This window comes from Roseateles sp. FW301-B2, from assembly GCF_058788955.1.
Genome location: NZ_JBYTBE010000003.1, coordinates 101,570 through 127,678, shown reverse-complemented (window position 1 = coordinate 127,678; position 26,109 = coordinate 101,570). Strand labels below are relative to the sequence as shown.

Genomic DNA, 26,109 nt, shown 5'->3' with positions numbered 1-26,109 from the left:
GTCAGTCCTCCTTGAGTTTTTCGAGGTGGCGGATGTCCAGGCTGTCGAACTGCTCGCGGATCTGGAACATGAACACGCCCAGGATCAGCACGCCGATCAGCACGTCCAGCGCGATGCCCAGCTCCACCACCATGGGCATGCCATAGGTGGCGGCGGTGGCGGCGAAGAACAGGCCGTTCTCCATCGCCAGGAAGCCGATCACCTGCGGCACCGCCTTGGCGCGCGTGATCATCATCAGGAAGGACAGCAGCACGCAGGCCAGCGCGATGCCCAGCGTGCCGCTGGCCAGCGCCGAGGACAGGCGCGAGATCGGCATCGCGAGGTTGAAGGAGAAGATCACCACGCCGATGCCGATCAGCATGGTGGTGGGGATGTTGATGAGGGTCTCGATGTCCCAGCGGATGTTCAGCCGACCCACCACGCGGTGCAGCAGCCAGGGGATCAGCAGCACCTTGAGCAGCAGGGTCACGCCGGCGGAGACGAACAGATGCGGCTGGTGCGTGACCACGCCCACCACCGCGGTGGCCAGCACCAGGGTGGCGCCCTGCATGGTGAACAGATGGATCAGCGAGACGATGCGGCGCTGCGAGATCATCGCGAAGGCCAGCATCAGCAGCACCGCGCCGAGCAGGTTGACGAATTGGGTCAGCAAGTCGCTCATCGTGCTAACAATAGATGAACCAGCATGCCGATCACCGCCAGCAGGAAGGCGGTGGCGAGGAACTCGGGCACGCGGAAGATGCGCATCTTGGCCGAGAGCGTTTCCAGCAAGGCCATCAGCGCGCCGCCCACGGCCAGCTTGCCCACCAGCACCGGCAGGGCCAGCAGCATCGCCAGCGGCGCCTGCGCCTCGGCCACGCCCCAGGGGAAGAACAGCGCCAGGCCGATGCAGGAATAGGCGAACAGCTTCAGGCTCGCCGCCCATTCCAGCAGTGCCAGGTGGCGGCCCGAGTACTCGAGGATCAGGGCCTCGTGGATCATCGTCAGTTCCAGGTGCGTGGCCGGGTTGTCCACCGGCACGCGCGCGTTCTCGGCCAGCGAGACCATCGTGAAGGCCACGCCCGCGAAGGCCAGGCCCGGGTAGATGGCCAGCTCGCGATGGCCCAGGGTCTCGACGATGGTGGTGAGCGAGGTGGACTTGGAGATCAACGAGGCCGAGAACAGCACCATCAGCAGGGCCGGCTCGGCCAGGAAGCCGATCAGCATCTCGCGCCGCGCGCCCATGCTGCCGAAGGCCGTGCCCACGTCCATCGCCGCCAGCGAGATGAACACGCGCGCCAGCGCGAACAGGCCCACCAGGGCGATGGCATCGGCGGCGGGCGCCAGCGGCAGGTCGGTGGAGAGCGTGGGGATGATGGCGCAGGCCAGCGTCATGCAGCCGAACTTGACATAGGGCGCGCTGCGGAACAGCGGCGAGGCATGCTCGGCCAGCACCGACTCCTTGTTGAAGAGCTTGTGCAGCAGGTAGTAGGGCTGCAGCAGGCTGGGGGCGCTGCGGCCCTGCAGCCAGGCGCGGCATTGACTGACCCAGCCGCTCAGCAGCGGCGCCAGCGCCACCGCCAGCAGGATTTCCAGCAGTTGGGAGAGCAGGCCGCTGAAGCTCATCGTTGTACGACCAACAAGGTGGCGATCAAGGTCAGGAAGCTGTAGAGCAGGTAGACCGCGATGCGGCCCTGCTGCAGCCGGCCGATCAGGCGCGCCAGCATCGCGGCCAGCTCGGCCAGCGGCAGGTAGAGCCAGCGCCAGAAGTGATCGTCCACCTGGACCCGGTAATGCGGCTGGCTGTCGAAGGGCGAGGGCAGCTCGCGCCGCATCAGGAAGAAGGGCTCGAAGATCTGGCGGATCGGCTGGCCGAAGCCCTCGGCGCTGTCCTGCATGCGCGCCGTGCCCCAGGGGAAGCCGCAGGCCCAGGGGATCGCGCGGCGCAGGCGGCCATGGTAGAGCCGGCGCACCAGCACAAAGGCCAGCGCGAAACAGGCCAGGATGCCCAGCAGGAAGATGATGGGCCCGTAGCTGGCCTGGTCCAGGCTCACCGGCGCGAGCAGCCAGCCATGCGCGGCCACCTGCGCGCCCAGGCCGGCCCGCACCAGCTGCTGCGTGACCGGGTCCAGCAGCTGGATGAACTGGCTGGGCAGCAGGCCCAGCGCCAGGCAGCCCAGCACCAGCCACAGCATGCCGGCGCGCTCCCAGTGGCCGGCGTCGTGCGCCTGGGCGAGCTTGTCCTCGCGCGGCTGGCCCAGAAAGATCACGCCGAAGAACTTCACCATGGTGTAGCCCGCCAGCGCCGACACCAGCGCGATCAGCGCCGCCACCACCGGGATCAGCATGGTCAGCAGCGGCACCGGCAGGCCGGGCGCGAACAGAAAGCTCTGCAGCAGCAGCCATTCCGAGACGAAGCCGCCCAGCGGCGGCAGGCCGGCGCTGGCCAGCACGCCCAGCAGGCTCAGCCAGGCCACCCAGGGCATGCAGCGGATCAACCCGCCCAGCTTGCCGAGGTTGCGCTCGCCGGTGGCATGCAGCACGCTGCCGGTGCCCAGGAACAGCAGGCTCTTGAAGCAGGCATGGCTGGCCACGTGGTAGAGCGTGGCGGTGAGCGCCAGCGCGGCCATCGGCTTCATCGCATAGGCGCTGAAGATCAGCGTCAGGCCCATGCCGACGAACAGCAGGCCCATGTTCTCGATCGACGAGTAGGCCAGCAGGCGCTTCATATCGGTCTGCACGGCGGCGAACACCACGCCGAACAGCGCGGTGGCCAGGCCCACCGCCAGCAGCACGCCGCCCCACCACCACAGCGGCGCGCTCAGCAGGTCCAGCGTCACGCGCAGCAGGCCGTAGATGGCGGTGTTGAGCATCACCCCGCTCATCAGCGCCGAGACCGGTGAGGGCGCGGCCGGGTGCGCCTCGGGCAGCCACACATGCAGGGGCAGCACACCCGCCTTGGCGCCAAAGCCCAGCAGCGCCAGCCCGAAGCCCGCCGAGGCCCAGAAGGGGCTGAGCGCCTGCGCGCGCATATTCGCAAAGCTGTAGTCGCCGGTATTGGCCTGCAGCACGCCGAAGCACAGCAGGATCGCGATCGCGCCGATGCGCGCCATCGTCAGGTAGAGATAGCCGGCGCTGCGCACCTCGGGGATGCGGTGGTTGGCGGTGACGAGGAAGAAGGAGGCCAGCGCCATGGTCTCCCACATCACCATGAAGGAGTAGGCGTCGTCGGCCAGCAGCACACCCAGCATGCTGACCAGGAAGACGTGGTACTCCAGGCACAGCAGGCCCGGCGGCGTGCCCTCGCCGGAGCGGAAATAGCCGGCCGCAAAGGCCGAGATGCCGGCCGAGGCGCCGCCCATCACCATCAGGAAATAGGCCGAGAGCGCGTCCAGGCGCAGGTGGAAGGGCAGGCCCGGCAGGCCCACCGGCAGCAGCGCCGTCTCGGGCGTGGCCAGCAGCGCGCTCAGGGCCACGCCGAACAGCGCCAGGCCCAGCAAGCCGCCGGCCGGGAACAGCCAGCGCGCCACCAGAGCCAGCCGGTGCAGGGCCAGCGCGCCGGCGATGCCCACCGCCAACCAGCCCAGCGCGATCAGCAGCATCCAGTCGATGTGCAGCCATTGCGCTGAGGCGGGCAGTTGGTTCATGGCGCCTTGATGGTAGCGCATGGCCGGGGCCAGGTCTTGCGCGCCGCGCCCGGCGCGCTGGGCGTTTTAGCGCATCCAGCCGACGATCTGCGCCGTCTGCAGCGCGCCGCTGATGCGCTGCACCTCGCGCCCGCCGTTGCCGAACTGGATCAGCGTCGGGATGCTGCGGATCGCGTAGCGCTGCGCGAGCTGCTGGGCCTGGTCGCTGTTGACCTTGACCAGCAGGGCGCGGCCCTTGAGCTGGCGCGCCGCCTGCTCGAACTGCGGCGCCATCATGCGGCAGGGCCCGCACCAGGGCGCCCAGAAGTCCACCAGCACCGGCAATTCGCTGCCGGCCACGATGGCGTCGAAGTTGTGCTCACCCAGCTCCAGCACCTGGCCGGCCAGCAGGGCCTGGCCGCATTTGCCGCAGACCGGGTCCTGGGTGGCGCGCTCGGCGGGCACGCGGTTCTTGGTGAGGCAGTGGGGGCAGGTCACGATCATGGCGGCTCCAGGCGATCTGGGCCATGTGGGGCGCGCGCGAAACTTTTCAAGCGCCCTCGGGCTTCCCCTGCTGACTTGCGTCATCGCGCCCTGCCAGAATCCGCCCCCATAAGAAAGCTGGCGCCGTCATGAGACCGGGCGAGGTGCACGGTTGGCGCAGGGAGGATCAAGATGAAGAAGACGAAGCAGACATGGCTGCTGGGCGCCTGCGTGGCGCTGGCCTTGCTCACGGGCTGCGCGCAAGCGCCCAAGAAGCAGGCGTTCAACGCCGCGGCGGCCGGGCATATCAAGGCCGTGTTGGTGACCCAGAACCCCAACCAGGAGAGCTACGACGTGGCCATCCTGGCGCATCCCGGCATGAGCTTCGGCCTCATCGGCGGCCTGGTGGCGGCGGCCGACATGCAGAGCAAATCGGCCAAGCTGACCGCGGCCATCAATGTCGGCGAGACCCGTCTGCAGGAACGCTTCAGCGCGCAGCTGACGCAGAAGCTGGGCGACCTGGGCTACCAGACCTCGATCACCATGCTGCCCAAGGAATTGCGCGACGAGGAGGTGCTGGGCAAGGCCAAGGCGCAGGGCAAGGGCGATGCGGTGATGGCGGTGCGTCTGACGGGCGGCTACTGGGCCGCCGGCCCATCGAGCGACTATTTCCCGCGCCTGATCGCCAATGTGCGCACCTTCGACGCGCTCAGCGGCGCCACGCTTTACGAGGACACCTTCACCTATGGCTATGCGGTGCCGAACGCACCCACCATCCACATGGCCTCGGATCCGCAGTACCGCTTCGCCAACATCGATGCCCTGGTGGCCGATCCGGTCAAGACCCGCCAGGGCCTGCTGGCCGGGCTGGAGGCGATCGCGGCCCAGATCGCGCAAGACCTGAAGCGCCCATGAGGCCGGGCCAGTTCGCGCTGGTGCTGGCCTGCGTGGCGCTGATGGGCTGCGCCACGGTACCGAATGCCGCCAAGCTGGTGGCCGATGGACGTGAGGCCCTGCAGCAGGCGCCGCTGTGCTGCGTCAGCCTGCAGCAGGCCCGCATGCAGCCCCTGCCTCTGGGCGAGGCCAAGCTGTTGATCGACACGCAGGCACAGGCCTTCGACTTCGGCGGCAACAAGGCCTTCTTCCTGCTCTACGAGCTGCCCGCCTATGTCACGCCCTACTCGGTGGCGCTGAGCAGCAAGTCGCAGGGTAGCCTGCAGGACTCGGCCCTGTTCATCCCGCGCGTGGCGGTGTTCGATGCCAACTACAAGCTGACGCGCTATTTCGACGAGAAGACCCTGCGCAACCGCGGCAATGACCTGGAGCGCACGGTGTTCTTCAACCCGGGCGATGCGCAGGAACGCTACCTGGCCATCTACGGCTCGGACCTGTCGGCCTCGGTGGAGCGCGCCTATTCGATGATGACGGTGCAGACCGTGATGGCCGGGCCGGTGATGTTCAATGTGTACAACGGGCACGACGGCAAGTCGCTGCTGCGTTCGTCGCCGACCGGCCAGCTGCAGCTGAACGTGCAGGGTCTTGGCGAGGCGAAGAGCGGCAAGTGAGGCCCGCCATCACGGCGCATCCGCCAGCGCCCGCTCCAGCGCCGCGCCGACCTCCTGCATGAAGGCTCGCACGCGCGCGGTGTGGCGCAGGTCCGGGTGGGTGAGCAGCCAGACTGGGGTGCTGACATCGTCAAGCACCGGCGACACCGGCACGAGCTCGGGCTCGTAGCGTTCCACGCTGGTGGGCAGCAGCGCCAGCGCCAGGCCGGTGCGCGCCATCGCCACCGCGGGGTGCAGCAGGTCCAGGCGCATCACCACGTTCTCGGCCGGCACATGCTCCAGCATCCAGCGGTCGAAGAAGCGCGAGCGGCGTTCGCGGTCGAAGCCTATCCAGGGATAGTCGCGGCACAGCTGGGCGGTGGGCAGCACGCGCTGCGGCAGATTGGCCGCGCCGCGCTTGGCATACACGCGCATGCGCAGCTCGCCCAGCTGCCGCCCCACCAGATGCTCGGGCACTTTGGCGCTCATGCGCAGGGCCACGTCGGCATCGCGGCGCGACATGTCCACCAGCGAGGAGTTCTCGTTCACCTCCACCTCGATGCCGGGGTGGCTGCGCCGGAACGCCGCCAGCGGCTCGGGCAGCAGATAGAGGGTGGCGACGAAGGCGGTGGTGAGGCGCAGCGTGCCCTGCAGCTGCAGATCGGCGCCGAGGATGCGGCGCTGCATCTCGGCAATCGCCGGCGCCATCTCGCGCGCCTGCGCCGCCATCAGCTCGCCGGCCTCGGTGGGCGCATAGCCCTGGCGGCGGCGTTCGAACAGGCGCGCGCCCAGGCGCTGCTCCAGGGCGTCGAGGCGCCGCAGCACGGTGGTGTGGCGCACGCCCAGGGTCGCCGCGGCGCCGGCCAGCGAGCCGGCCTCGGCAATCGCCAGGGCATAGCGCAAGTCATCCCAGTTGAGGCTTTCCAGGCTGGTGGCCATGTGCAAATTTGCAAACTTGCGCTGCAAGTTACGCAGTTGTTGGTGCGAAGTTGCAAACATAGCATGTGCCATATCGGACGCCAACAGGGCGCACCGACAGCCCCGAAAGGAATCGCGATGACCGCCACGCCTGCCCAACTGCCCCGTACCGGGCCCGCGCCACGCCCGCCGGCCGCGCTTGCCGAGGCGTCGCCCGCGCCACGCCCCTTGCTGGACCGCTGGTTTGAGGCCTGGGCCGCGCGCGCGGAGGCGCGCTGGCGCGCCCATGCCGATCTGCGCTCGCGCTACTACTGAGCACCCCCAGACCTGCCGCTTCGCGTCAGGCCCCCCGAGGGGGTCAAGCAAACTCGGGAACGGCCCTTCGTTGACTTGAGAGCCTGCCCTACCCGGCGCTCACGCGGCCGGGTAGGGCAGCCGCACCTCGAAGCGGGCGCCCTGGCCGGGCTCGCTGTGCACCTCGATCTGCCCGCCATGCCGGGCGACGATGCGCTTGACGATGTCCAGCCCCAGGCCGCTGCCCTCGCCGACCGGCTTGGTGGTGAAGAAGGGCTCGAAGATCTGCGCATGCAGCTGCGCGGGGATGCCGCTGCCGGTGTCGGCCACCGACACCAGCGCCGCGTCGCCCTGGCGGCGCAGGCTGATGCGCAGCACGCCCCGGTAGTTCATGGCCTGCAGGGCGTTGTGGATCAGGTTGGTCCAGACCTGGTGCAGCTCGTCGGGCAGGCAGGGCAGCGGCGGCAGATCGCCCTGGTAGTCGCGCACCAGCTCCACGCCCTGCTTGAACTGGTTCTGGTACAGCGTCAGCACCGTGTCCAGGCTCTCGCGCAGATCGGTGGCGGTTGGCTGGCCCTGGGGGTCGCTGCGCGAGAAGCGCTTCAGCGCCAGCACGATCTTGGCCACCCGGTCCACCGCGGCATTGATGTTGCCGGCGCTGCGCAGCAGGGTGGCCACGGCCTCGGCCAGCTGCAGGATCAGCGCCTGCTGCGGGTGCTGCAGCAGCGCCAGCAGCTCGGGCCTGAGCCCTGTTTCGCCCAGCTGCACCAGCACGCCGGCCGCGCGGCGCGCCTCGCTCACGCCGGCCTGCTCCAGCGCCTCGCCGAGTTCGCGCATGCGCTGGCGCTCCTCGCGGGTGCTGAGCGGGCTGGCCGGCAGGCTGGCGCGCCGGGTCAGCTCGATGAACAGGGCCTGCACGGGCGGCTCCAGCAGCCGGAACAGCCGCGGCAACTCGCTCAGGCACAGCGCCAGCGCGTCGCCGAGGTTGAGGCTGCTGGATTTGATGGCGGCGATCGGGGTGTTGATCTCGTGCGCCACATTGGCCACCAGCTGGCCCAGCGAGGCGAGCTTCTCGTGCTGGATCAGCTGCGCCTGCGCGGCCTGCAGCGCGCTGATGTCGTAGCACACCCAGACCGAGCCGAGCTCCAGGTGCTGCGGGTCGATATGCCGGCCGTGCAGCCGGCATTGGATCGGGCTGCCGTCCTTGCGCACCCATTCGACATCGCCGATCCAATGCTGCTCGGCGGCGATGGCGGCATAGGCGGCCTTGCCCGCCGCCTCGAAGGCCTGGTCGGAGGCAAACAGCACGCGCGTGGAGGCGCCCACCAACTCCTCGGCGCGATAGCCCAGCATCTCCGCCAGGCCGCTGTTGCAGGCCTGGATGCGCCGGTCTCTGACGAACTCGATGCCCACCGCGGCGTTGTCGAAGATGGCTTTCTGTTCGGCCAGGGTGCTGGCCAGCTGCAGGGCCAGCGCGCGCCGGCTGGCCCAGGCCGCCACCAGGCCGGCGCACAGCAGCGCCATCAGCAGGCCGGGCAGCAGGATGGCGAGCAGGCGCGCGTGCTCGGGCGCGTAGCGGCCGCCGGGCAGCGCGCTGAATTCGAAGGCCCACAGGCGCTGCCCCACCACCAGGGTGTCGCGCCGCGTCAGGCCCGCGGCCGGCGCCGCTGCTGTGTCAGGGGCGCTGTCGAACAAGGGCATGGGCGCGGCCGCAGCGGCGCCGCCGGGCCGGGGCTCGGCATAGCCGATGTCGCTGATGCGCACGCGCAGCGCGGGCAGCAGCTGGGCATCGATGGCGCCGCGCATCAGGTCGCCGGCGCGGTAGACCAGGGCGGCGAAGCCCTGCAGCGCGGCGCGGCGCTGTGCCAGTTCGTCCAGCGGCGCGCCGCGACGGTAGATCGGGATGCGCACCACGAAGCCGGTGCGGCCGGCCTCGTCCTGCACCAGCGTGAGCGGTGCGGTGGCCACCGGCATGCCACTGTCGCGCCCGAGCTCCAAGGCCTGCAGATGGGCCGGCGCGGCGGCCAGATCGAGGCCGAAGGCGCGCTCGTTGCCGCGCATCGGCTCGTTGTACTCGATCACATAGTGCAGCGCCTGCGCCTGCACCGGATGGACGTCGAACTGCGGGTAGCCGCCGGCCTCCAGCGTACGGTCGCCGCGCACGCTGGCGACGAAGGCCGCGCGCTCGGCCTCGGGCAGCACGCGCACATACTGCACGGCCTGAAAGCCCGGCGTGCTTTCGCGCAGACGCAAGCGCTCCAGGAACTGATGGAATTGCAGGCGGCTGAGCTCGGGCTGCGCGGCGAACAGGCCGCTGATGCTGCGCAGCGCCGCGAAGTGCGACTGCAGCCGCGTGTCCACCTGGGTCAGCAGGCGCCGGGTGTCGCTGGCGAAGCGGGCGTCAACCTGGCGCTGCTGCTCGCGCGCCACCAGCGCGCAGGCCAGCAGGGTCAGCGCCAGCACCGCGGCGAATGCCAGCAGCACCTGCAGCAGCGTGCGCGCGCCTGGCGCGGGCTTCAGAGCGCCTCCCGGCGCGGCTGGACTTCGTGGCTGCGCTCGCCCAGCTCGACCCGGTTGCGGCCATGCGCCTTGGCCGCGTAGAGAGCCCGGTCGGCGCGCGCCTCCACCGCCGCGATGGTGTCGCCGCGCGCGTAGGCGGCCACCCCGAAGCTGGCGCTGCAATGGCCGAGTTGGGCGAACACATGCTCCTCGACGCGCTGGCGCAGGTTCTCGGCCACCTGCTGGCCGCCCGCCAGATCCGTGTCGGGGCAGATCACCAGAAACTCCTCGCCGCCCCAGCGGCCCACCACATCGCTGGCGCGTATGCGCACTTGCAGGATCTGGGCCAGTGCGATCAGCACCTCGTCGCCCACATGGTGGCCATAGGTGTCGTTGACGCGCTTGAAGCGGTCGATGTCGAGCAGGATCAGCGCGAAGCTGCGGCCGCTGCGGCCCGCGCTGGCGAACTCGCGCTCCAGCACGCGGTCGAGGAAGAGGCGGTTGTAGAGCTTGGTGAGGCGGTCGGTCACCGCCAGCTGCTCGAGCTCGCGGTTCTTGTCCACCAGCTCCTGGGTGCGCTCGGCCACGGTCTGCTCGAGCTCCTCGTTCATGCGCCTGAGCTCCTGCACATGGCGCTGCAGCTCGGCGTTGAGCCGAAAGGCGCGCAGCGCCGCCTGCGCGGTCAGCACCACGTCCTCGTTATGCCAGGGCTTTTCCAGGAAGCGGAACAGATTCGCCTCGTTGATGGCGCGCTTCACGCCGTCCAGATTGCTCTGGCCGGTGAGCATGATGGTGAGCGCCTCCGGCATGCGGCGGTGCACGCGCGCCAGCAGCTCGTCGCCCTTCATGCCCGGCATGATGTAGTCGGCGATGATGACGGCCAGGGTCTGGCCCTCGCGTTCGATCTCGTCGATCAGCTCCAGCGCCTCGGCGCCGCTCTCGGCGATCTCGATCATCTGCCCGTGCAGCAGGTTCTTGCCGAGCAGCGAGCGCAGCGAGGTCAGCACCCCGCCGTCGTCGTCGACGCACAGAATCACCTCATGGCCCATGGTGCCTCCCTCGCGCGAAATCAGAGCACGGCGGGTCGGCTGGCGGCAAAGCGCGCCAAGCCCGCGTCGATGCTGCCCAGCAAGGCCTGGGCGTCCCAGGGCTTGGCAATCATGCTGTCGAGATGGCCCTGCTGGCGCACCCGGTCCACCGCCGCGTCGCTGACCTGGCCCGACAGCAGCACCGTCACCACATAGGGGAAGCGCTGGCGGGCCTGGATGAGGAACTCATCGCCCTTCATGCCCGGCATCAGGAAGTCCGAGATCACCACCAGGGGCACCAGGCCCTGGCCGCTCAGCTCGCCGAGGATTTCCAGGCCCTCCTCGGCGCTCTCGGCGATCTCGATCAGATGCCGCGCGCCGTAGGCCTTGCGCAGCTGGTCGCGCAGCGCGCTCAGCACGATGACCTCGTCGTCCACGCAAAGCAATATTCCCTGCATCAGCTTGTCTCCCTGCTGGCGGTCGGGGCGGGGGCGCATGCGCCGTCCGGTTCAATGGTACGTGCGACTTCGATGCGCCTGGCAAGGATTTTTCTCATGCCTGGCCCAGCGGCAGGAAGACCGTGAAACAGCTGCCCATGCCGGGCTCGCTGCGCACCTCGATGCGGCCGTGGTGCTTGGCGACGATCTTGCTCACGATGTCCAGCCCCAGCCCGCTGCCCTCGCCGGCCGGCTTGGTGGTGAAGAAGGGTTCGAAGATGCGCTTCATCAGCTCGGGCGGGATGCCGGGGCCGCTGTCCGAGATGCTCACCAGCGCCTCCTCGCCCTGGCGCGTCAGCGCAATGCGCAGCCGGCCCTTGTATTGCATGGCCTGCAAGGCGTTGTGGATGAGGTTGGTCCAGACCTGGTTGAGTTCGTCCGGCAGGCACCAGACCGGCGGCACCTCGCCGTACTCGCGCTGCAGTTCGATGCCGCCGCGCAGCTTGCTCTGGTAGATGGTCAGCACGGTCTCGATGCCGTCGCGCAGATCGGCCTCGGCGAATTCGGCGTCGCGGTCGAAGCGCGAGTAGGACTTGAGCGCGAAGATGATCTTGGCCACGCGATCGACCGCCAGGTTGATGTTCTCGGTATTGCTGGCAATCGTCGCGGTGCTGTGCGCGGTGTCGAGGATGAGCCGGCTCTGCGCGTGCATCAGCAGGGGCAGGTAATCGTCCAGCCGCTGCTGCGCGCGCATCTGCACCAGCAGGCCGGCCTTGTGGCGCGCCTCGGCGACGCCGGCGGCCTCCAGCTGCGCCGCGAGCAGGCGCGTGAGGCGGCGCTCCTCGCTGGAGCTCAGCAGCGCCGCGGGCTCCAGGACCTGGCCGATCAGGCGGCTGAAGCAGTCGCGCTGCGGGCCGTCCAGCAGCTGCAGCACGGTGGGCAGATGTTCCAGCGTGTGGCGCAGGGCGTCGGCGATATTGCGGCCGCTGGACTTGACCGCGGCAATCGGCGTGTTGATCTCGTGCGCCACGCCCGCCACCAGCTGGCCCAGCGCGGCCATCTTTTCCGACTGCACCAGTTGCCCCTGGGCCTGGCGCAGCTCCTCCAGCGCATGCGCGGCCTCGCCGCGTGCCGCTTCCACCGCGGCATAGGCGCTGGCATTGGCCAGGGCGATGGCGGCATAGGCCACGGTGGAGCGCAGGATCTCCAGCTCGCGCGCCTGGTAGGCCATCGCCTGGTGGCTTTGCGAAATCACCACGCCGATGCGCTTGCCGTTGGCCACCAGCGGCCACAGCGTCACCGAGCGCATCGGCGCCTGCGCCACCACGCCCTCGGGCGTGGGCGACTGGCTGGATTCCTGCTCGTCCGCCACCATCATCTCGGCCTCGCTCAGGAAGGTGCGCACCGTCAGCCAGCGCAGGTCGGTCAGCATCAGGCTGGACGGCGGCGCCAGCATCTCGTCCTCGACGTAGTAGACGAAGTCCAGCCGGTCGCCGCTGGGCGCCAGCATGGCCACACCGAAGCCGTCCAGCGGCAGCAGGCGGCGCTGGTGCTGGTGCAGGGCCAGGCAGATGGCGTGCATGTCCAGGCTGGTGGTCAGCTCCATGCCCACATTGCCTACCTCGCGCAGCACGTCGGCCGATTTGCCCAGCGCCTGGTTGGCGCTGGAGAGCTCCGCGGTGCGTTCGCGCACCAGCTCGGCGAGGCGGTCGCGGTGGGTGGCCAGCTCTTCCTCGTAGCGGCGCTTTTGCTGCAGGTATTCCGACAGGCGGTCCTGCAGATGGTTGATGCCGCTCACCAGCATGGTCAGCTCGTCGGAGCGGCCGGCGCGGCGCGCCAGGCTCAGGCGCTCGCCCAGCTCCTCGGGCCGCATGCGCGCCAGGTGCATCGCGATGCGGCGCACATGCACGGTGACGAGGCGGCTGAACATCAGCATGATGAAGCCCGCCAGCAGCAGCGACTGCACCAGCTGGGTCAACACGATGGCGCGCACCGCCTCGCGCAGCGAGGCCCAGAGCTGGCGCTCGTCGCCGGCGAGCAGCAACTCGCCCACCACCTCCTGGCGTCCACCCGCATAGGCCTGGTAGATCAGTGGCACCTGGCGCTGTGGCGCGCGCCCGGGGCCTGTCCAGCCGGGGCGGGTGAATTCAAGCCGCTCGGTATGGCTGCCGGCCGCGCCCAGCGTGAGCTCGGCATGGCCGATCGACTGCACCGAGGCGGCGCTGCTGAGGTGCGCCTGGATGGCCTCGCGGTCCATGTCCCAGACCGCCTTGCGCAGCGTGCTCTGGTAGACCTGCGCGATCAGCTCGATCTCCGCCTGCATCGCCGCATGGCGCGTGCGCCAGGCCGACCAGGTCTGTGCCGCCACCGCCAGCAGGGTGAAGATCAGGCAGAAGGCCAGGGTCGCCAGCACCATGCGGGTACCGAGGGACTCGCGGTGCTTGAGCAGGCTGCGCAACAGGCCTCGCTTCACGGGCGTTCATCCCGGGCCGGCAGCGCCGAGCCATTTCCTGCGGATGGCGGCATAGCGCCCGTTCTTCTTGAGCGTTTCCAGCGCCTTGCGGAAGCGCTCGACCTGGGGGTCGGCGGTGGCGGGGCCGAAGGCCATGTAGTAATCCACCTGCAGCTCGGGCAGGGGCAGGGCCTTGGCCAGCAGGCGCGTGCCGTCGTCGCCGGCCTGGCTGGCCAGCTGCTGGGCAATCAGGTCGGTGGTGATCCACAGATCGACCCGCCCCATCTTGAGCTTCTCGAAATTGAGCTGGTTCTTGGCGCTGGACTGCAGCTGCCTGCCCTTGGCAAAGCCATGCGCCTCCAGATACTGCTCGCCGACATCGGCGTTCACGGTGGCGGTCTGCCAGCGCATCGCCTCGCTCAGCGAGCCCAGGCGCAGGCCGCGGCTCGCCAGCGCGTACAGGCTGTACTCCACCTGGGTGAGCACGCCCGCCCACTTGAACAGCGACTCGCGCTGCGCGGTGCGCGCGATCGAGTAGATCAGCACGTTCTCGCCCTGGCGCGCCATCTCGTAGGCGCGCGCCCAGGGCAGCACGCTGAACTCGGCCGTTTGCTGCAGCAGGCTCAGGACCTCCTGGACCAGCTCGGTGCACATGCCGGTGAGCCGCCCGTTCTCGGTGAAGTTGTAGGGCGCGGCCTCCTCGGTGACGATCAGCAGGCCGGGCTGCTGCGCCTGCGCCGCATAGGCGCCCAGCCCGGCGGCGCCGGCCAGGCCCAGCATCAGCTTGCGACGCGCTTGATCATGCATGTGGACGTCCGTAGCTTCCCTAGAGCTTGAGCCTGCCTTCGGCCTTGAGGCTGTCAAAGGCGCGCCGCACCCGCTGCACCAGCGCGTCGGGCGTGGACTGGCTGAAGGCGGCATAGAGCCCGGTGTGCAGCTCGGCCAGGCGATGCACCTTCTCCAGCTGCGCGCAATCGAGTTGCGGCTGCCGGCACAGCACCATCCAATCCGCTTCGGTCAGTAGCACCAGATCCACCCGCTGGTTCAGGAGATGACGCACAGTCTCGACGCTCTGCGATGCCAGCAGCAAGCGGGTGAACCCCTGGCCGCGCAGGAACTGGTGGCGCACATCGTCGCGCACCACGCCGATGCTGTAGGGGCGCGCGTCGGCGAGCCGCTCGACCGCGATGTCATGCCGCGATCGCAGGCGGTAGAAGTCATAGCTCTGCTCCATGAACGCACCGATCCACTTGAACTGCTGCTCGCGCTCGGGCGTGCGGGCAATCAGGTAGATCAGCACATTGGGCTGCTTGAGCGCCAGGTCGTAGGCGCGTGCCCAGGGGTAGATGTCGATGCGGTAATCATCGATGCCGGCGCTGCGCAAGATCAGCTCCAGGCGCGCCGTGGCCGGCCCGCCCACGCGGTCGCCCTCGGCATAGGCGAAGGGGCTGGTTTCCGTCACCAGGTGCAGGGTGGTGGCGCCCGGCTGGGCCGCGCCAGCGCCGGCCGCCAGGCCCAGCAGCAGCGCCAGGGCCGCGCGCCTAGACCACATCGCCTTGATCATCCATAGCCCGCACTCCGGCTGACCTGACGCGAGCCATCTTAGCCAAGCCTGGCGCCCATATGGGATCCATATGCCCGCCCTGCTATGGTTCCGGCATGCTTCTCATCCAGCCGAACCGGCGCCCCTCCTGGCAAGACCTGGCCCTCGCGGCCGCGGTCTGGGGTCTGGCCTGGGCCCTGATGCTGGGCCTGGACGCCCGCCTGGGGCTGGTGAACCTGGCGCTGCTGCCGGTGCTGGCGGCCGCGCTGGCCTCGATCTGGCTGCCGGCCTGGGCGTCGATGCTCGCCAGCCTGCTGGCGGTGCTGGCCTTCAACTGGGCGTTTGTGCCGCCGCGCGGCAGCTTTGCGGTGGATGTGCCGCAGCATGGCCTGCTGCTGCTGTCGATGCTGGCGCTGAACTGGATCACCGCCGTGCTGATGGCGCGCTTGAGCTGGCAGGCCGCGCAGGCGCAGCTGCACGCCAGGCGCGCCGAGCAGCTGCGCGCCTTCAGCGAGGCCTTGCGCGACAGCCCGGAGCCGCTGGCCCAGGCGCCGCTGCTGCATGAAGCGCTGGCCGGTCTGCTGGACGATGCCGTGCTGCTGATGCTGCTGAAAGACCGCCTGCCGGCCGTGAACGAGCCCGCCGCGGTGCAATGGCAGGGCGCCGCGCCGGATGCCGACCAACGTGCCGGCCTGTGGGCCTGCCTGCGCCAGGGCAGTGCCTTCGGCCCCGGCACCGGCCGGCACGAGGAATTGCAGGCCTGGTATCTGCCGCTGCGCGGGCGGCGCGCCAGCCACGGCGCCGCCTGGCTGCGCCTGCCCGGCAACACAGCCCCGGATGCCCAGCTGCGCGCCCATGCCCAGTCCCTGTGCGACCAGCTGGGCCTGGCCTTGGAACGCCAGGCCACCGAGCAGGCCGCGCAGCGCGCGCGCGACGAGGCCAGCGGCCAGGCCATGCGCAACGCCCTGCTGGCGGCGATCTCGCACGACTACCGCACGCCGCTGGCCAGCATCATGGGCGCTGCTTCCTCGTTGCTGGACCAGGACGCGCGCCTCAGCCCGGCGCAGCGCGAGCGCCTGGCCGCCACCATCGTCGACGAGACCGAGGCCCTGAGCCGCCTCACCGACAACGGCCTGCAGCTGGCGCGCCTGGACGCGCCCGGCGTGGTGCTGCGCATGGACTGGGAATCGGCCGAGGAGATCGTCGGCGCGGTGCTGCAGCGCGTGCGCCGCCGTCGCGGCGAGGCCGCCAGGCGCGTGCGTGCGCGGCTCGAGCCGGATCTGCCACTGCTGCGCTGCGATGCCCTGCTGCTCACCCAGCTGCTCGACAACCTGGTGGACAACGCGCTCAAGTACGCGCCCGGCTCGGCCATCGAGCTGCTGGTGCGTTGCGCCAGCGAGGGCGAGCAGAGCTTCATGGTGCTGGCGGTGCGCGATCGCGGCCCCGGCGTGGCGCCGGCCTGGCGCGAGCGCATCTTCAACGTCTTCCAGCGCGGTGTGGAACTCAACCGCGAGCGGCCCGACGGTGAAGAACGAAGGGGTGCCGGCGTCGGCCTGGCCGCCTGCCGCGCCATCGCCCTGGCCCATGGCGGCCGCATGAGCTACCGCGCGCGCAGCCATGGCGGTGCGAGTTTTGAATGCTGGCTGCCGCTCGTGGCGCCGCCGCTCATGAAGGATGATGAAGCATGAGTCTGCGAGTCATGCTGGTCGAGGACGACCGCGAGCTGCGCACCACGCTCAAGGGGGCGCTGCGCGTCGAGGGCTACGAGGTCGACAGCGCCGCCAGCCTGGCCGAGGGCCTGGCCCTGCTGGCGCATGGCGAGCCGCCCGATCTGCTGCTGCTGGACCTGGGCCTGCCCGATGGCGAGGGCGAGCAGCTGCTGGCCACGCTGCGCAAGGTGAAGTCGACGCCGGTGCTGGTGATCTCGGCGCGCGAGGCCGATGGCCAGAAGGTGCGCCTGCTCGACGCCGGCGCCGACGACTATCTCGTCAAGCCCTTCAGCGTCAGCGAGCTGCTGGCGCGCATGCGTGTGGCGCTGCGCCATCGCGGCGTGCACACCCAGGCGGCCATCACGCGCTACGCGCAGGGCGGCCTGGTGGTGGAGCTGGCGGCGCACCGCGTCAGCCTGGATGGCACCGAGGTGCACCTCACGCCCACCGAGTTCAACTTGCTGGCGCGCCTGGTGCGCAGCGCCGGCCAGGTGGTCACGCACCGCGCGCTGCTGGCGGACGTGTGGGGCCCCGAATACACCGAGCACACCCATTACCTGCGGCTCTACATGGCGCAGCTGCGCGCCAAGCTGGAGGCCGACCCGGCCGACCCGCAGCGCCTGCTGACCGAGCCGGGGGTGGGGTACCGGCTGGCCGACTGAGCCGACCCTTATGCGTTCCTGATGCCGGCGCCGCGATGCTGCGCCCATCCACAGCATCAGGTGATCAGCTTGTCTACCCACACACCCGCCCGCCAAGGGCTTGCCGCCCTCACGCTCGGTGCCATCGGCGTCGTCTATGGCGACATCGGCACCAGCCCGCTCTACACCGTCAAGGAAATCTTTCTGCCCGCCACCGGCGTGGCGCTCAACCCGGCCAATATCACCGGCGCGGTGTCGGTGATCATCTGGGCGCTGATGCTGGTGGTGACGCTCAAGTATGTGATCCTGATCCTGCGCGCCGACAACCGCGGCGAGGGCGGCGGCCTCGCGCTCACCGCGCTGGCGGCACAGGCGGTGCAGGGCCGGCCGGCCTTGCGTGGCGCCCTGCTGCTGCTGGGCGTGTTCGGCGCCACGCTGTTCTATGGCGACAGCGTCATCACCCCGGCGATCTCGGTGATGGGCGCGATCGAAGGCCTGGAGGTGCTGACGCCGGCGCTCAAGCCCTATGTGCTGCCGATCTCGCTGGCCATCCTGGTGGGCCTGTTCATGATCCAGCGTTTCGGCACCCACGCGGTGGGCAAGATCTTCGGGCCGGTGATCGTGCTGTGGTTCGGAGTGCTGGGGGTGATCGGCCTCATGCATATCCAGCAGCAGCCGGCCATCCTGGCGGCGCTCAACCCCCTGCATGCCTGGGCCTTCCTGAGCGAGCGCGGCTGGCACTTGTTTGCCGCGGTGGGCGCGATCGTGCTGGCGCTCACAGGCGCCGAGGCGCTTTATGCCGATATGGGCCATTTCGGCGCCAGGCCGATCCGGCTGGCCTGGACCGGCCTGGTGTTCCCGGCGCTGGCGCTCAACTACATGGGCCAGGGCGCGCTGCTGATCGGCGACCCGGGCGCGATCGAGAACCCCTTCTACCGCCTCTTCCCCGACAACCTGGTGCTGCCCGCCGTGGTGCTGGCCGCACTGGCCGCGGTGATCGCCTCGCAGGCGGTAATCTCGGGCGCCTATTCGATGACCAAGCAGGCCATCCTCTTGGGCTTTCTGCCGCGCATGGAGCTGCGCAACACCTCCGCCCGCGAGGCCGGCCAGATCTATGTGCCGGGCGTCAACTGGGCGCTGCTGGCGGGCGTGGTGGCGGCGGTGCTGCTGTTCGGCAGCAGCTCGGCGCTGGCCGGCGCCTATGGCATCGCGGTCACGCTGACCATGATGATCACCACCGTGCTGACCTTCTTCGTGGTGCGCGACGGCTGGAAGCTGCCGGCGCCGTTGGCGATCGTCGCCACGCTGTTCTTCCTCGCCATCGATGCCCTGCTGGTGGCCGGCTGCGCCATCAAGTTCCTCGATGGCGGCTGGTTCCCGCTGCTGCTGGGCCTGCTGCTGTTCGTGCTGATGAGCACCTGGCAGCGCGGCCGCCAGCTGCTGCTGCAGGGCATACGCAGCGAAGGCCTCGAGCTGGAACCCTTCATCGAGACCCTGAGCGATGCGAGCATCCACCGCGCCCAGCGCACCGCGGTCTATGCGGTGGCCAACCCCGAGACGGTGCCGCAGGCGCTGCTGCACAACCTCAAGCACAACCAGGTGCTGCACGAGACCAATGTGATCCTCACGGTGAAGTTCGCCGAGCGGCCCTGGGTGCCGGAGGCCGAGCGCGTGGCCCTGCAGGCGCTCGCGCCGGGCTTCTGGCGCGTGGCCCTGTGTTACGGCTTCATGGACCAACCCCATGTGCCCCAGGCCCTGGCCCTGTGTGCCGCCAAGGGGCTGGTGATCGAGCCCTTCGAGACCAGCTACTTCCTCAGCCGCGAGACGGTGGTGCCCACGCCCGGCGCCGGCATGGCCAACTGGCGCGAGCGCCTGTTCGCGGCGCTGAGCCGCAACGCCGGCAGCGCGGCCGAGTTCTTCCACCTGCCCGACAACGCCGTCGTGGAATTGGGCACGCGCGTGCAGATCTGAGGCCGGCGGGGCGGCTGCCTTGATCGCTTAGACTCAGCGCGGGGAGTTGTGCGATTGGCGTAAAAATGGCCTTCGCCGGCGCAGGGCGTCACGGACGAAAGGCAAACAACTTTGGGCATGGCTTGGCGTGCCGCGCGGCCAGCGCGGCGTTCATGCTTGCGGCAATGGGCCGCCTGGGGCTGCGGCGTTCTGCCGTGGTGGCCGGCGTTCGGCCAGGGCCTGGCCGGCGACCGGCTGGCGGTGATCTATCCCGAGATCGGCGAGCCCTTTCGCGCCGTGTTTGCCAAGATCCTGGAAGGCATCGATGAGCGTGCCCAGCAGCGCGTGCCGCGCATCGCGGTGGCGGCCGATGCCGACGCGCTGGCGCTCGCCAGCGAGCTGCGCCGCCGCGAGCTGAAGGTGGTGATCGCGCTGGGCCGTGCCGGCCTGCGCGTGGCGACCGCGCTGGACCCCGCCATCGAGGTGGTGGCCGGCGGCGTCATCAGCCCCAACGAGGCCGACGCCCGCGCCGCCACCCTGCTGAGCCTGGCGCCCGACCCGCTGCTGCTGATGCAGCGCCTGAAGAGCCTGCAGCCGGGGGTGAAGCGCGTCACCGTGGTCTATTCGCCGCGCCATAGCGCCTGGCTGATGCGCCATGCCCAGCCGGCGGCGCGCCAGCTCGGGCTGGAGCTGCGCGCGCTGGAGGTGGACGAGCTCAAGAGCGCCTTGCGCCAGTACCAGGACTTCTTCGCCCAGGCCGCGCCGCAGGACGCGCTGTGGCTGCCGCAGGATCCGCTCACGGTGGATGAATCGGCGGTGCTGCCGCTGGTGCTGCAGGAATGCTGGAACCGCAACCTGGCGCTGTTCTCCAGCAATCTGGGCCATGTGCGGCGCGGCGCGCTGTTCTCGCTCTATCCCAACAACCTGGAACTCGGCCGCAGCCTGGCCAGCAGCGCGCTGGCGCAGCTGGCCCGCCAGGCCGGGGCCCCGCGCGGCGCCCAGCCGCTGCGCGATGTGCATGCGGCGCTCAACACCCGCACCGCCAGCCACCTCGGGCTGGATCTCAGCCCCCAAGTCCAGCGCAGCTTCGAGCTGCTGCTGCCCGAGCGATGAGCGCCGTCTCCTTCCTGTCATCACGCGGCTGGCTGGACGCGCTGCGCCATGCCACCTTCCGCCGCCAGCTCACCGTGGTGGTGGCGGCGGGCGTGCTCAGCGTGGCGGCGGTGTCGGCGGTGGTGTCGAGTTGGCAGGGCAGCCTGCAGGTGCGCGAGACCCTGGTGCGCCAGGGCCTGAACCTGGCCACCAGCCTGGCCCAGCAAAGCCAGCTGGCGCTGCTCACCGAGGGCGCGGAGAACGCGCGCGAGCCGATCGAGCGCGCCTTCTCCTTCCCCGATGTGCTGCGCGTGGAACTGCTGCACGCCGATGGCGAGGCCCTGGTGGCGCGCGGCAACGCCCCGCCCATGGCCGCCTCCAAGCCGCAGTCCGATGCCCTGGGCCCCTATCTGGAGGCCGAGACCGACGACGCCTGGAGCTTCGTGGCGCCGGTGCGCACCCAGCCGGCCGAGGCCTCGCCCTTCGAGGCGCGGGCGCCGCGCGCCGAGCTGCTGGGCTATGTGCGCGTGACCCAGGGCAAGGCGGCGCTGGTGCAGCTGGTGCGGCGCCTGGTGGCGATCAATTTCGGCGTCGGCCTGGCGCTCTCGGCCCTGCTGCTGTGGGCGCTGCGCCTGCTGGCGCGGCGCCTGACGCGGCCGCTGGGCGAGCTGTCCGAGGTGATGCTGCGCGCCGGCGAGGGGCGCATAGGCCTGCGCGCGCGGCTCTCGGGCCCGCGCGACATCGCCAGCATGGCCCAGGTCTTCAACGGCATGATGGAGAGCCTGGAGCAGCGCGAACAGGAGCTGCAGCAGAAGAACGCCGAGCTGGCCCGCCATGCCGCCACGCTGGAGGAGCGCGTGGCCGAGCGCACCCATTCGCTCACTGCCGCCAACCGCGAGCTGCAGGGCGCGCTCGACACCTTGCGCGAGGCGCAGAAGCAGCTGGTGGAGGCCGACAAGCTGGCCTCGCTGGGCCGGCTGGTGGCGGGGGTGGCGCATGAGCTCAACACGCCGCTGGGGAATGCCCTGATCTCGGCCTCGGCGCTGGAGGCCGAACAACACCATATGAGCGAGGCGGTGAAGAGCGGCCAGGTGCGCAGAAGCGATTTCAATCGCATGCTGGCCAACAGCATCGAGGGCAATGCCCTGGTGGTGCGCAATGTGCAGCGCGCCGCCGACATCATCCGTGGCTTCAAGCAGCTGGCGCTGGACCAGACCACCGAGATGCGGCGCGAGTTCCGCGCCGACGAGGTCATCCACGAGCTGCTCGCCAGCCTGCAGCCGATGTTCCGCCACACCCCCTTCCGCATCGAGGCCGAGCTGGAGCCCGGCCTGCGCATGGACAGCTATCCCGGCCCGCTCGGCCAGGTGGTCAGCAATATCGCCCAGAACGCCCTGGTGCACGGCTTTGCCGGGCGCGCGCAGGGGCTGCTGAAGGTGCAATGCCACGCGCTGGGCGCCAACCAGGTGCAGATCATCTGCAGCGACGACGGCCAGGGCATGGACGAAGCGGTGCGCTCGCGCGTCTTCGAGGCCTTCTTCACCACCCGTTTCGGCCAGGGCGGCTCGGGCCTGGGCATGCAGATCGTGCACAGCCTGGTGACCGGCCTGCTGGGCGGCCGCATCGTGGTGGAAAGCCGGCCCGGCGCGGGCACGCGCATCCTCATCACGCTGCCGCGGCGGGCGCCGCAGCAGCAGCAACTTGCGGTCAGCCACCGCAGCGAGGCGCCATGAGCAAGCCACTCCTTGCCCTGGGCCTGCTGCTGTGCGGGCTGGCGCAGGCGCAGAGCAGCGAAGAGCAAGACCTGGCCCTGGCCTTTGGCGACAGCGCCCTGGTGAGCATCGCCACCGGCAGCGCCCAGCCGCTGCGGCGCGCGCCGGCGGTGGCCGCGGTGATCACCGCCGCCGACATCGAGGCGATGGGCGCCAGCGATCTGGACCAGGTGCTGGAGCGCGTGCCCGGCCTGCATGTCGGGCGCGGCAGCGGCACGTACACGCCGCTTTACGTGGCGCGCGGCATCTACAGCCAGTTCAATCCGCAGATCCTGATGCTGCAGAACGGCGTGCCGATGACGACCCTGCTGGTGGGCAACCGCGGCAATGGCTGGGGCGGCCTGCCGGTGCAGCACATCGCGCGCATCGAAGTCATGCTCAGCCCCGGCTCGGCGCTGTACGGCTCCGACGCCTATGCCGGCGTGATCAACATCGTCACCAAGGGGCCGCGCGATCTGCACGGCGGCGAGGCCGGCCTGCGCCTGGGCTCCTTCGGCGCGCGCGATGCCTGGCTGCAGCAGGGCGGCAAGCTCGGGCCGGCCGAATACGCCGCCTTTGTGCAGCGCGGCCGCGGCAAGGGCGCGCGCAATCTCGTCGAGGCCGATGCCCAGAGCTTCAACGACGCCACCTTCGGCTCGCATGCCAGCCTGGCGCCCGGGGCGCTCAACAACGGGCACGACAGCTGGGATGCGAACCTCGATCTGGCGCTGGAGGGCTGGCGCTGGCGCATCAACTACAAGCTGCGCGAGCTCGGCACCGGGGCCGGCATCTCGCAGGCGCTGGACCCGCAGGGCCTGTACCGCACCGAGCGCCTGGTGAGCGACCTGAGCTGGCAGCAGGCGGCGCTGCTGCCGGACCTGAGCGCCGGCTTCGGGCTCAGCGCCCTGCATTACAGCCAGCAGTTTCCGCGGCCGCTGCAGATCTACCCGGCGGGCGTGCGCTTTCCCACCGGCGTGTTTGCGGACGGCATGTTCGGCGCGCCCGAGACCTGGGAGCGCCAGTGGCGCCTGCATGCCTACCTGGGCTACGAGGGCCTGGCCCACCACAAGCTGCGCGCCGGCCTGGGCTACGAGGACCTGGACCTCTACCGCACGCGCGAGCTGAAGAACTTCGCCTTCGCCGCCAACGGCCTGCCGATCCCGCTGCCGACCATCACCGACCACAGCGACATCGACCCCTTCATGCGGCCGCAGCGCCGCAGCGTGGCCTATGCCTATCTGCAGGACGACTGGCAGCTGGCGCCCGACTGGACGCTCACCCTGGGCCTGCGGCACGACCGCTACTCCGACTTCGGCAACACCACCAACCCGCGCCTGGCCCTGGTCTGGGAGGCTGCCTACAACCTCAGCGCCAAGCTGCTCTACGGCCAGGCCTTTCGCGCGCCGGCCTTCAACGAGCAGTACAGCATCAGCAACCCGGTGGCGCGCGGCAACCCGGCGATCCGGCCCGAGACCCTGGCCACGCGCGAGGCCCAGCTGATCTGGCAGCCCGGGCGCCATCTGCAGCTCAGCCTGGCGGCCTTCGAGCACCGGCTCAGGGATCTCATCCGCACCACCCCCAATGCGCAGCCCGGCACCGGCACCACCTTCAACAACACCGGCGACCAGAGCGGGCGCGGGCTGGAGCTGAGCGGCAGCTGGGACCCGGGCGCCGGCCTGCATCTGCAGCTGAGCCTGAGCCAGCAGCGCTCGCGCGACGAAAGCAGCGGCCGCAGCCCCGGCTATGCGCCGCGCCGCCATGCCTATCTGCTGGCCGACTGGCGCGTCAGCGAGGCCTGGCAGCTGGGTGCGCAGCTCAACCGGGTGGCGGGCCGCGAGCGCCCGCCGGGTGATGTGCGCCCGCCGGTGGCCGACTACACCAATGTCGATCTGAGCCTGCGCCACGCGCCGCAGGGCGCGCGCTGGTCGGTGGCCGCGCTGCTGCGCAATGCCACCGACAGCGACCAGCGCGAGCCCAGCCTGGCGCCGGGCCGTCTCGTCAACGACCTGCCCTTGGCGCCGCGCAGCCTGAGCGTGGAGCTGGACTTCCGCTACTGAGGAGACCGCCATGATCCGCCACGCCTGCCTGCTGATGGTCTGCATGCTGAGCGCGGTGGCGCATGCCCAGACGGCCGCCGAAGAGCAAGACCTGGCCCTGGCCTTCGGCGACAGCGCCACCATCTCGGTGGCCAGCGGCGCCAGCCAGCAGCTGCGCCGCGCCCCCGCGGTGGCCAGCGTGTTCAGCGCCGAGGACATCCGCGCCAGCGGCGCCACCGACCTGACCCAGGTGCTGGAGCTGGTGCCGGGCCTGCATGTGGCGCGCTCGCTGCTGGTCTACGACCCGCAGTACCAGCTGCGCGGCGTGGGCAACACCTTCAACCAGCAGATCCTCATGCTGGTCGACGGCGTGCGGCTGCAAAACCCCGATCTGGGCGGGCAGGACGAGCTTTGGATCAGCCTGCCGGTGGACCAGATCGAGCGCATCGAGGTGATACGCGGACCCGGTTCGGCCCTGTATGGCGCGGACGCCTTCTCGGGCGTGATCGCCATCACCACCAAGCGCGGTGCCGGCCGCCGTGCCGGCGAGGCGCGCCTGACGCTGGGCAGCTATGGCACGCGCGCGCTCAGCCTGCAGCAGGGCGCGGCGCTGGGCAGCGGCAGCTGGTCGGCCTATGCGCACGCCGGGCGCAGCGCGGGGCCCGACCCCGTGGTGGAGGCCGACGCGCAGACCGCCCTGGATGCGCTGTTCGGCACCCGGGCCTCGCTCGCGCCCGGGCGCCTGCACACCGGGCACCGCGATCTCGATCTGGGCCTGCAGCTGGCCTGGCAGGAGCTGCGGTTGCAGGCGGGCTTCAAGCGCCGCGACGGCATCGGCAGCGGGGCCGGCCTGGCCCAGGCCCTGTCCGACCGCGACTGGGCCCGCTCCGACACCAGCACGCTGGCCGTGGACTACCAGCGCCAGGGGGTGGCGCCGCAATGGGATCTGCAGGCCCATGCCGCGCTGGCGCGCTACCACGTGGACTCCTGGTTCGTGCTTTTCCCCGCCGGCGCCTTTGGCGGCGCCTACCCCGAGGGCATGCAGGGCGGGCCGGGCCGCGATTCGCGCGTGGCCGAGGCGTCGCTGGGCGCGGTCTACAGCGGCTGGAGCGGACATCGCTGGCGCGCCGGCCTGGGCCTGCTGGACAGCCATATGCACGACACCTGGGAAGTGAAGAACTTCAATTTCGAGTTCATCCCCGGCGTCGGCAATGTGCCGGTGCCGCTGGGCGCGCTGCAGCGCGTGGCCGATGCGGACCGCTATGTGCAGCCGCAGCGCCGCCGCGTCGCCTATGTGCTGCTGCAGGACGAATGGCAGCTGGCCAAGGATTGGACGCTCACCGCCGGCCTGCGCCACGACCACTACGACGACGTCGGTGGTACCACCAACCCGCGCGTCGCGCTGGTCTGGGATGCCGCCTACAACCTCACCGTCAAGGCCCTGCACGGCCAGGCCTTCCGCGCGCCCAGCTTCGCCGAGCTGCACAACATCAACAACCCGGTGAACCTGGGCAATCCGCGCCTGCGGCCCGAGCGCATGCGCACCACCGAGCTGGTGGCCGACTGGCAGGCCAGCGCCGATCTGCACCTGGTGCTGAACCTGTTCGACTACCGCATGCGCGACATCATCCGGCCGGTGCCGAATGCCGATCCGCTCACCGGCACCACGGCGGCCAACCTGGGCAGCCAGCATGGCCGCGGCCTGGAGCTGGAAGGGCATTGGCAGGCCGGTCCGGACTGGCGCCTGGTGGGCAGCTATGCCTACCAGCACAGCGTGGACGGGCTGACGGGGCGGGCCAGCGCCGATGCGCCGCGCCAGATGCTGAAGCTGGGGGCCGACTGGCGCTGGGGCCCGGACTGGGCGCTGAACCTGCAGGCCCGCCACGTCGCCGACCGCGCGCGCGCCGCCGGCGACGCCCGCGCGCCCATCAAGGACTACAGCCTGCTGGACCTGAGCCTGCACTGGCGCCGCGAGGCGCAGCAGGGCTGGAGCCTGCAGCTGGGGCTGCGCAACGCGCTGGACGCCGACGCGCGCGAGCCCAGCCCGGCGCCCGGCAATATCCCCAATGACTTCCCGCTGGCGCGGCGTAACTGGGTGCTGGAGGCGGGCTACCGCTTCTAGCCTGC

21 protein-coding genes are annotated in these 26,109 nt (G+C 70.3%); 10 read left to right on the top strand and 11 right to left on the bottom strand.

The window, feature by feature from the left end:
- Window position 1: 1 nt before the first annotated feature.
- The 4 genes from AC3WQY_RS03815 to trxC form a co-directional block, all read right to left on the bottom strand.
- Window positions 2-661, bottom strand: a complete 660-nt coding sequence (locus AC3WQY_RS03815; protein ID WP_285234310.1) for a formate hydrogenlyase — start codon at window positions 659-661, stop codon at window positions 2-4.
- The gene (locus AC3WQY_RS03810) at window positions 658-1,605 is read right to left on the bottom strand and encodes a respiratory chain complex I subunit 1 family protein (RefSeq protein WP_492705919.1); all 948 of its coding nucleotides are present in this window, start codon (window positions 1,603-1,605) and stop codon (window positions 658-660) included. Before AC3WQY_RS03810 ends, AC3WQY_RS03815 begins: the two co-directional genes overlap by 4 nt.
- Window positions 1,602-3,626, bottom strand: coding sequence for a hydrogenase 4 subunit B (gene hyfB, locus AC3WQY_RS03805; RefSeq protein ID WP_492705916.1), 2,025 nt, complete (start codon window positions 3,624-3,626; stop codon window positions 1,602-1,604). The genes AC3WQY_RS03810 and hyfB overlap by 4 nt, the downstream gene beginning before the upstream one ends.
- Window positions 3,627-3,692: 66 nt before the next feature.
- Window positions 3,693-4,109, bottom strand: a complete 417-nt coding sequence (gene trxC / locus AC3WQY_RS03800; RefSeq protein WP_492705914.1) for a thioredoxin TrxC — start codon at window positions 4,107-4,109, stop codon at window positions 3,693-3,695.
- A 171-nt stretch (window positions 4,110-4,280) separates the two neighbouring features.
- Here trxC and AC3WQY_RS03795 point away from each other — a divergent pair, with 171 nt between their 5' ends.
- Together AC3WQY_RS03795 and AC3WQY_RS03790 are read left to right on the top strand one after the other, a co-directional pair.
- Window positions 4,281-5,003, top strand: coding sequence for a hypothetical protein (locus tag AC3WQY_RS03795; RefSeq protein WP_492705911.1), 723 nt, complete (start codon window positions 4,281-4,283; stop codon window positions 5,001-5,003).
- Entirely contained in the window at window positions 5,000-5,653 is a 654-nt protein-coding gene (locus AC3WQY_RS03790) for a hypothetical protein (protein WP_492705908.1), read from the top strand. The genes AC3WQY_RS03795 and AC3WQY_RS03790 overlap by 4 nt, the downstream gene beginning before the upstream one ends.
- A 9-nt stretch (window positions 5,654-5,662) precedes the next feature.
- Here AC3WQY_RS03790 and AC3WQY_RS03785 read toward each other — a convergent pair whose 3' ends face one another.
- Window positions 5,663-6,571: a LysR family transcriptional regulator gene (locus AC3WQY_RS03785; protein WP_492705905.1), complete on the bottom strand. Its 909-nt coding sequence runs from the start codon at window positions 6,569-6,571 to the stop codon at window positions 5,663-5,665.
- 117 nt (window positions 6,572-6,688) lie between these two features.
- Between AC3WQY_RS03785 and AC3WQY_RS03780 the strand changes: the two genes are divergently transcribed.
- Window positions 6,689-6,865 carry a hypothetical protein gene (locus AC3WQY_RS03780; protein ID WP_492705903.1) on the top strand — a complete coding sequence of 59 codons (177 nt, stop codon included), beginning with the start codon at window positions 6,689-6,691 and terminating at the stop codon, window positions 6,863-6,865.
- A 99-nt stretch (window positions 6,866-6,964) separates the two neighbouring features.
- Here AC3WQY_RS03780 and AC3WQY_RS03775 read toward each other — a convergent pair whose 3' ends face one another.
- The 6 genes from AC3WQY_RS03775 to AC3WQY_RS03750 are packed head-to-tail and all read right to left on the bottom strand — an operon-like array spanning window position 6,965 to window position 14,812.
- Window positions 6,965-9,328 carry a CHASE domain-containing protein gene (locus AC3WQY_RS03775; protein WP_492705901.1) on the bottom strand — a complete coding sequence of 788 codons (2,364 nt, stop codon included), beginning with the start codon at window positions 9,326-9,328 and terminating at the stop codon, window positions 6,965-6,967.
- 32 nt (window positions 9,329-9,360) lie between these two features.
- On the bottom strand, window positions 9,361-10,392 hold the full coding sequence (locus tag AC3WQY_RS03770; RefSeq protein ID WP_492705898.1) for a diguanylate cyclase: 1,032 nt from the start codon (window positions 10,390-10,392) through the stop codon (window positions 9,361-9,363).
- A 20-nt stretch (window positions 10,393-10,412) separates the two neighbouring features.
- Window positions 10,413-10,868: a response regulator gene (locus AC3WQY_RS03765; protein WP_285234300.1), complete on the bottom strand. Its 456-nt coding sequence runs from the start codon at window positions 10,866-10,868 to the stop codon at window positions 10,413-10,415.
- Window positions 10,869-10,923: 55 nt separating this feature from the next.
- Window positions 10,924-13,281 carry an ATP-binding protein gene (locus AC3WQY_RS03760; protein WP_492705896.1) on the bottom strand — a complete coding sequence of 786 codons (2,358 nt, stop codon included), beginning with the start codon at window positions 13,279-13,281 and terminating at the stop codon, window positions 10,924-10,926.
- Window positions 13,282-13,287: 6 nt separating this feature from the next.
- Window positions 13,288-14,067, bottom strand: a complete 780-nt coding sequence (locus AC3WQY_RS03755; RefSeq protein ID WP_492705894.1) for a substrate-binding periplasmic protein — start codon at window positions 14,065-14,067, stop codon at window positions 13,288-13,290.
- 19 nt (window positions 14,068-14,086) lie between these two features.
- Window positions 14,087-14,812: a substrate-binding periplasmic protein gene (locus tag AC3WQY_RS03750; protein WP_492705892.1), complete on the bottom strand. Its 726-nt coding sequence runs from the start codon at window positions 14,810-14,812 to the stop codon at window positions 14,087-14,089.
- Window positions 14,813-14,919: 107 nt separating this feature from the next.
- Between AC3WQY_RS03750 and AC3WQY_RS03745 the strand changes: the two genes are divergently transcribed.
- The 7 genes from AC3WQY_RS03745 to AC3WQY_RS03715 all read left to right on the top strand — a co-directional run bounded on the left by AC3WQY_RS03745 (window position 14,920) and on the right by AC3WQY_RS03715 (window position 26,104).
- The gene (locus AC3WQY_RS03745; RefSeq protein ID WP_285234296.1) at window positions 14,920-16,491 is read left to right on the top strand and encodes a sensor histidine kinase; all 1,572 of its coding nucleotides are present in this window, start codon (window positions 14,920-14,922) and stop codon (window positions 16,489-16,491) included.
- A complete protein-coding gene (locus AC3WQY_RS03740) occupies window positions 16,488-17,174 on the top strand; it encodes a response regulator (protein WP_285234295.1) in 687 nt (228 codons plus the stop codon). The genes AC3WQY_RS03745 and AC3WQY_RS03740 overlap by 4 nt, the downstream gene beginning before the upstream one ends.
- A gap of 69 nt (window positions 17,175-17,243) precedes the next feature.
- Window positions 17,244-19,124: a potassium transporter Kup gene (locus AC3WQY_RS03735; RefSeq protein ID WP_285234294.1), complete on the top strand. Its 1,881-nt coding sequence runs from the start codon at window positions 17,244-17,246 to the stop codon at window positions 19,122-19,124.
- A gap of 156 nt (window positions 19,125-19,280) precedes the next feature.
- Entirely contained in the window at window positions 19,281-20,216 is a 936-nt protein-coding gene (locus tag AC3WQY_RS03730) for an ABC transporter substrate binding protein (RefSeq protein ID WP_285234293.1), read from the top strand.
- Complete coding sequence (locus AC3WQY_RS03725; RefSeq protein ID WP_285234292.1) at window positions 20,213-21,928, top strand: sensor histidine kinase; 1,716 nt, start codon at window positions 20,213-20,215, stop codon at window positions 21,926-21,928. The genes AC3WQY_RS03730 and AC3WQY_RS03725 overlap by 4 nt, the downstream gene beginning before the upstream one ends.
- Complete coding sequence (locus tag AC3WQY_RS03720) at window positions 21,925-24,003, top strand: TonB-dependent receptor plug domain-containing protein (protein ID WP_285234291.1); 2,079 nt, start codon at window positions 21,925-21,927, stop codon at window positions 24,001-24,003. Before AC3WQY_RS03725 ends, AC3WQY_RS03720 begins: the two co-directional genes overlap by 4 nt.
- Before the next feature lie 10 nt (window positions 24,004-24,013).
- Complete coding sequence (locus AC3WQY_RS03715; RefSeq protein ID WP_492705887.1) at window positions 24,014-26,104, top strand: TonB-dependent receptor plug domain-containing protein; 2,091 nt, start codon at window positions 24,014-24,016, stop codon at window positions 26,102-26,104.
- Window positions 26,105-26,109 lie beyond the last annotated feature (5 nt).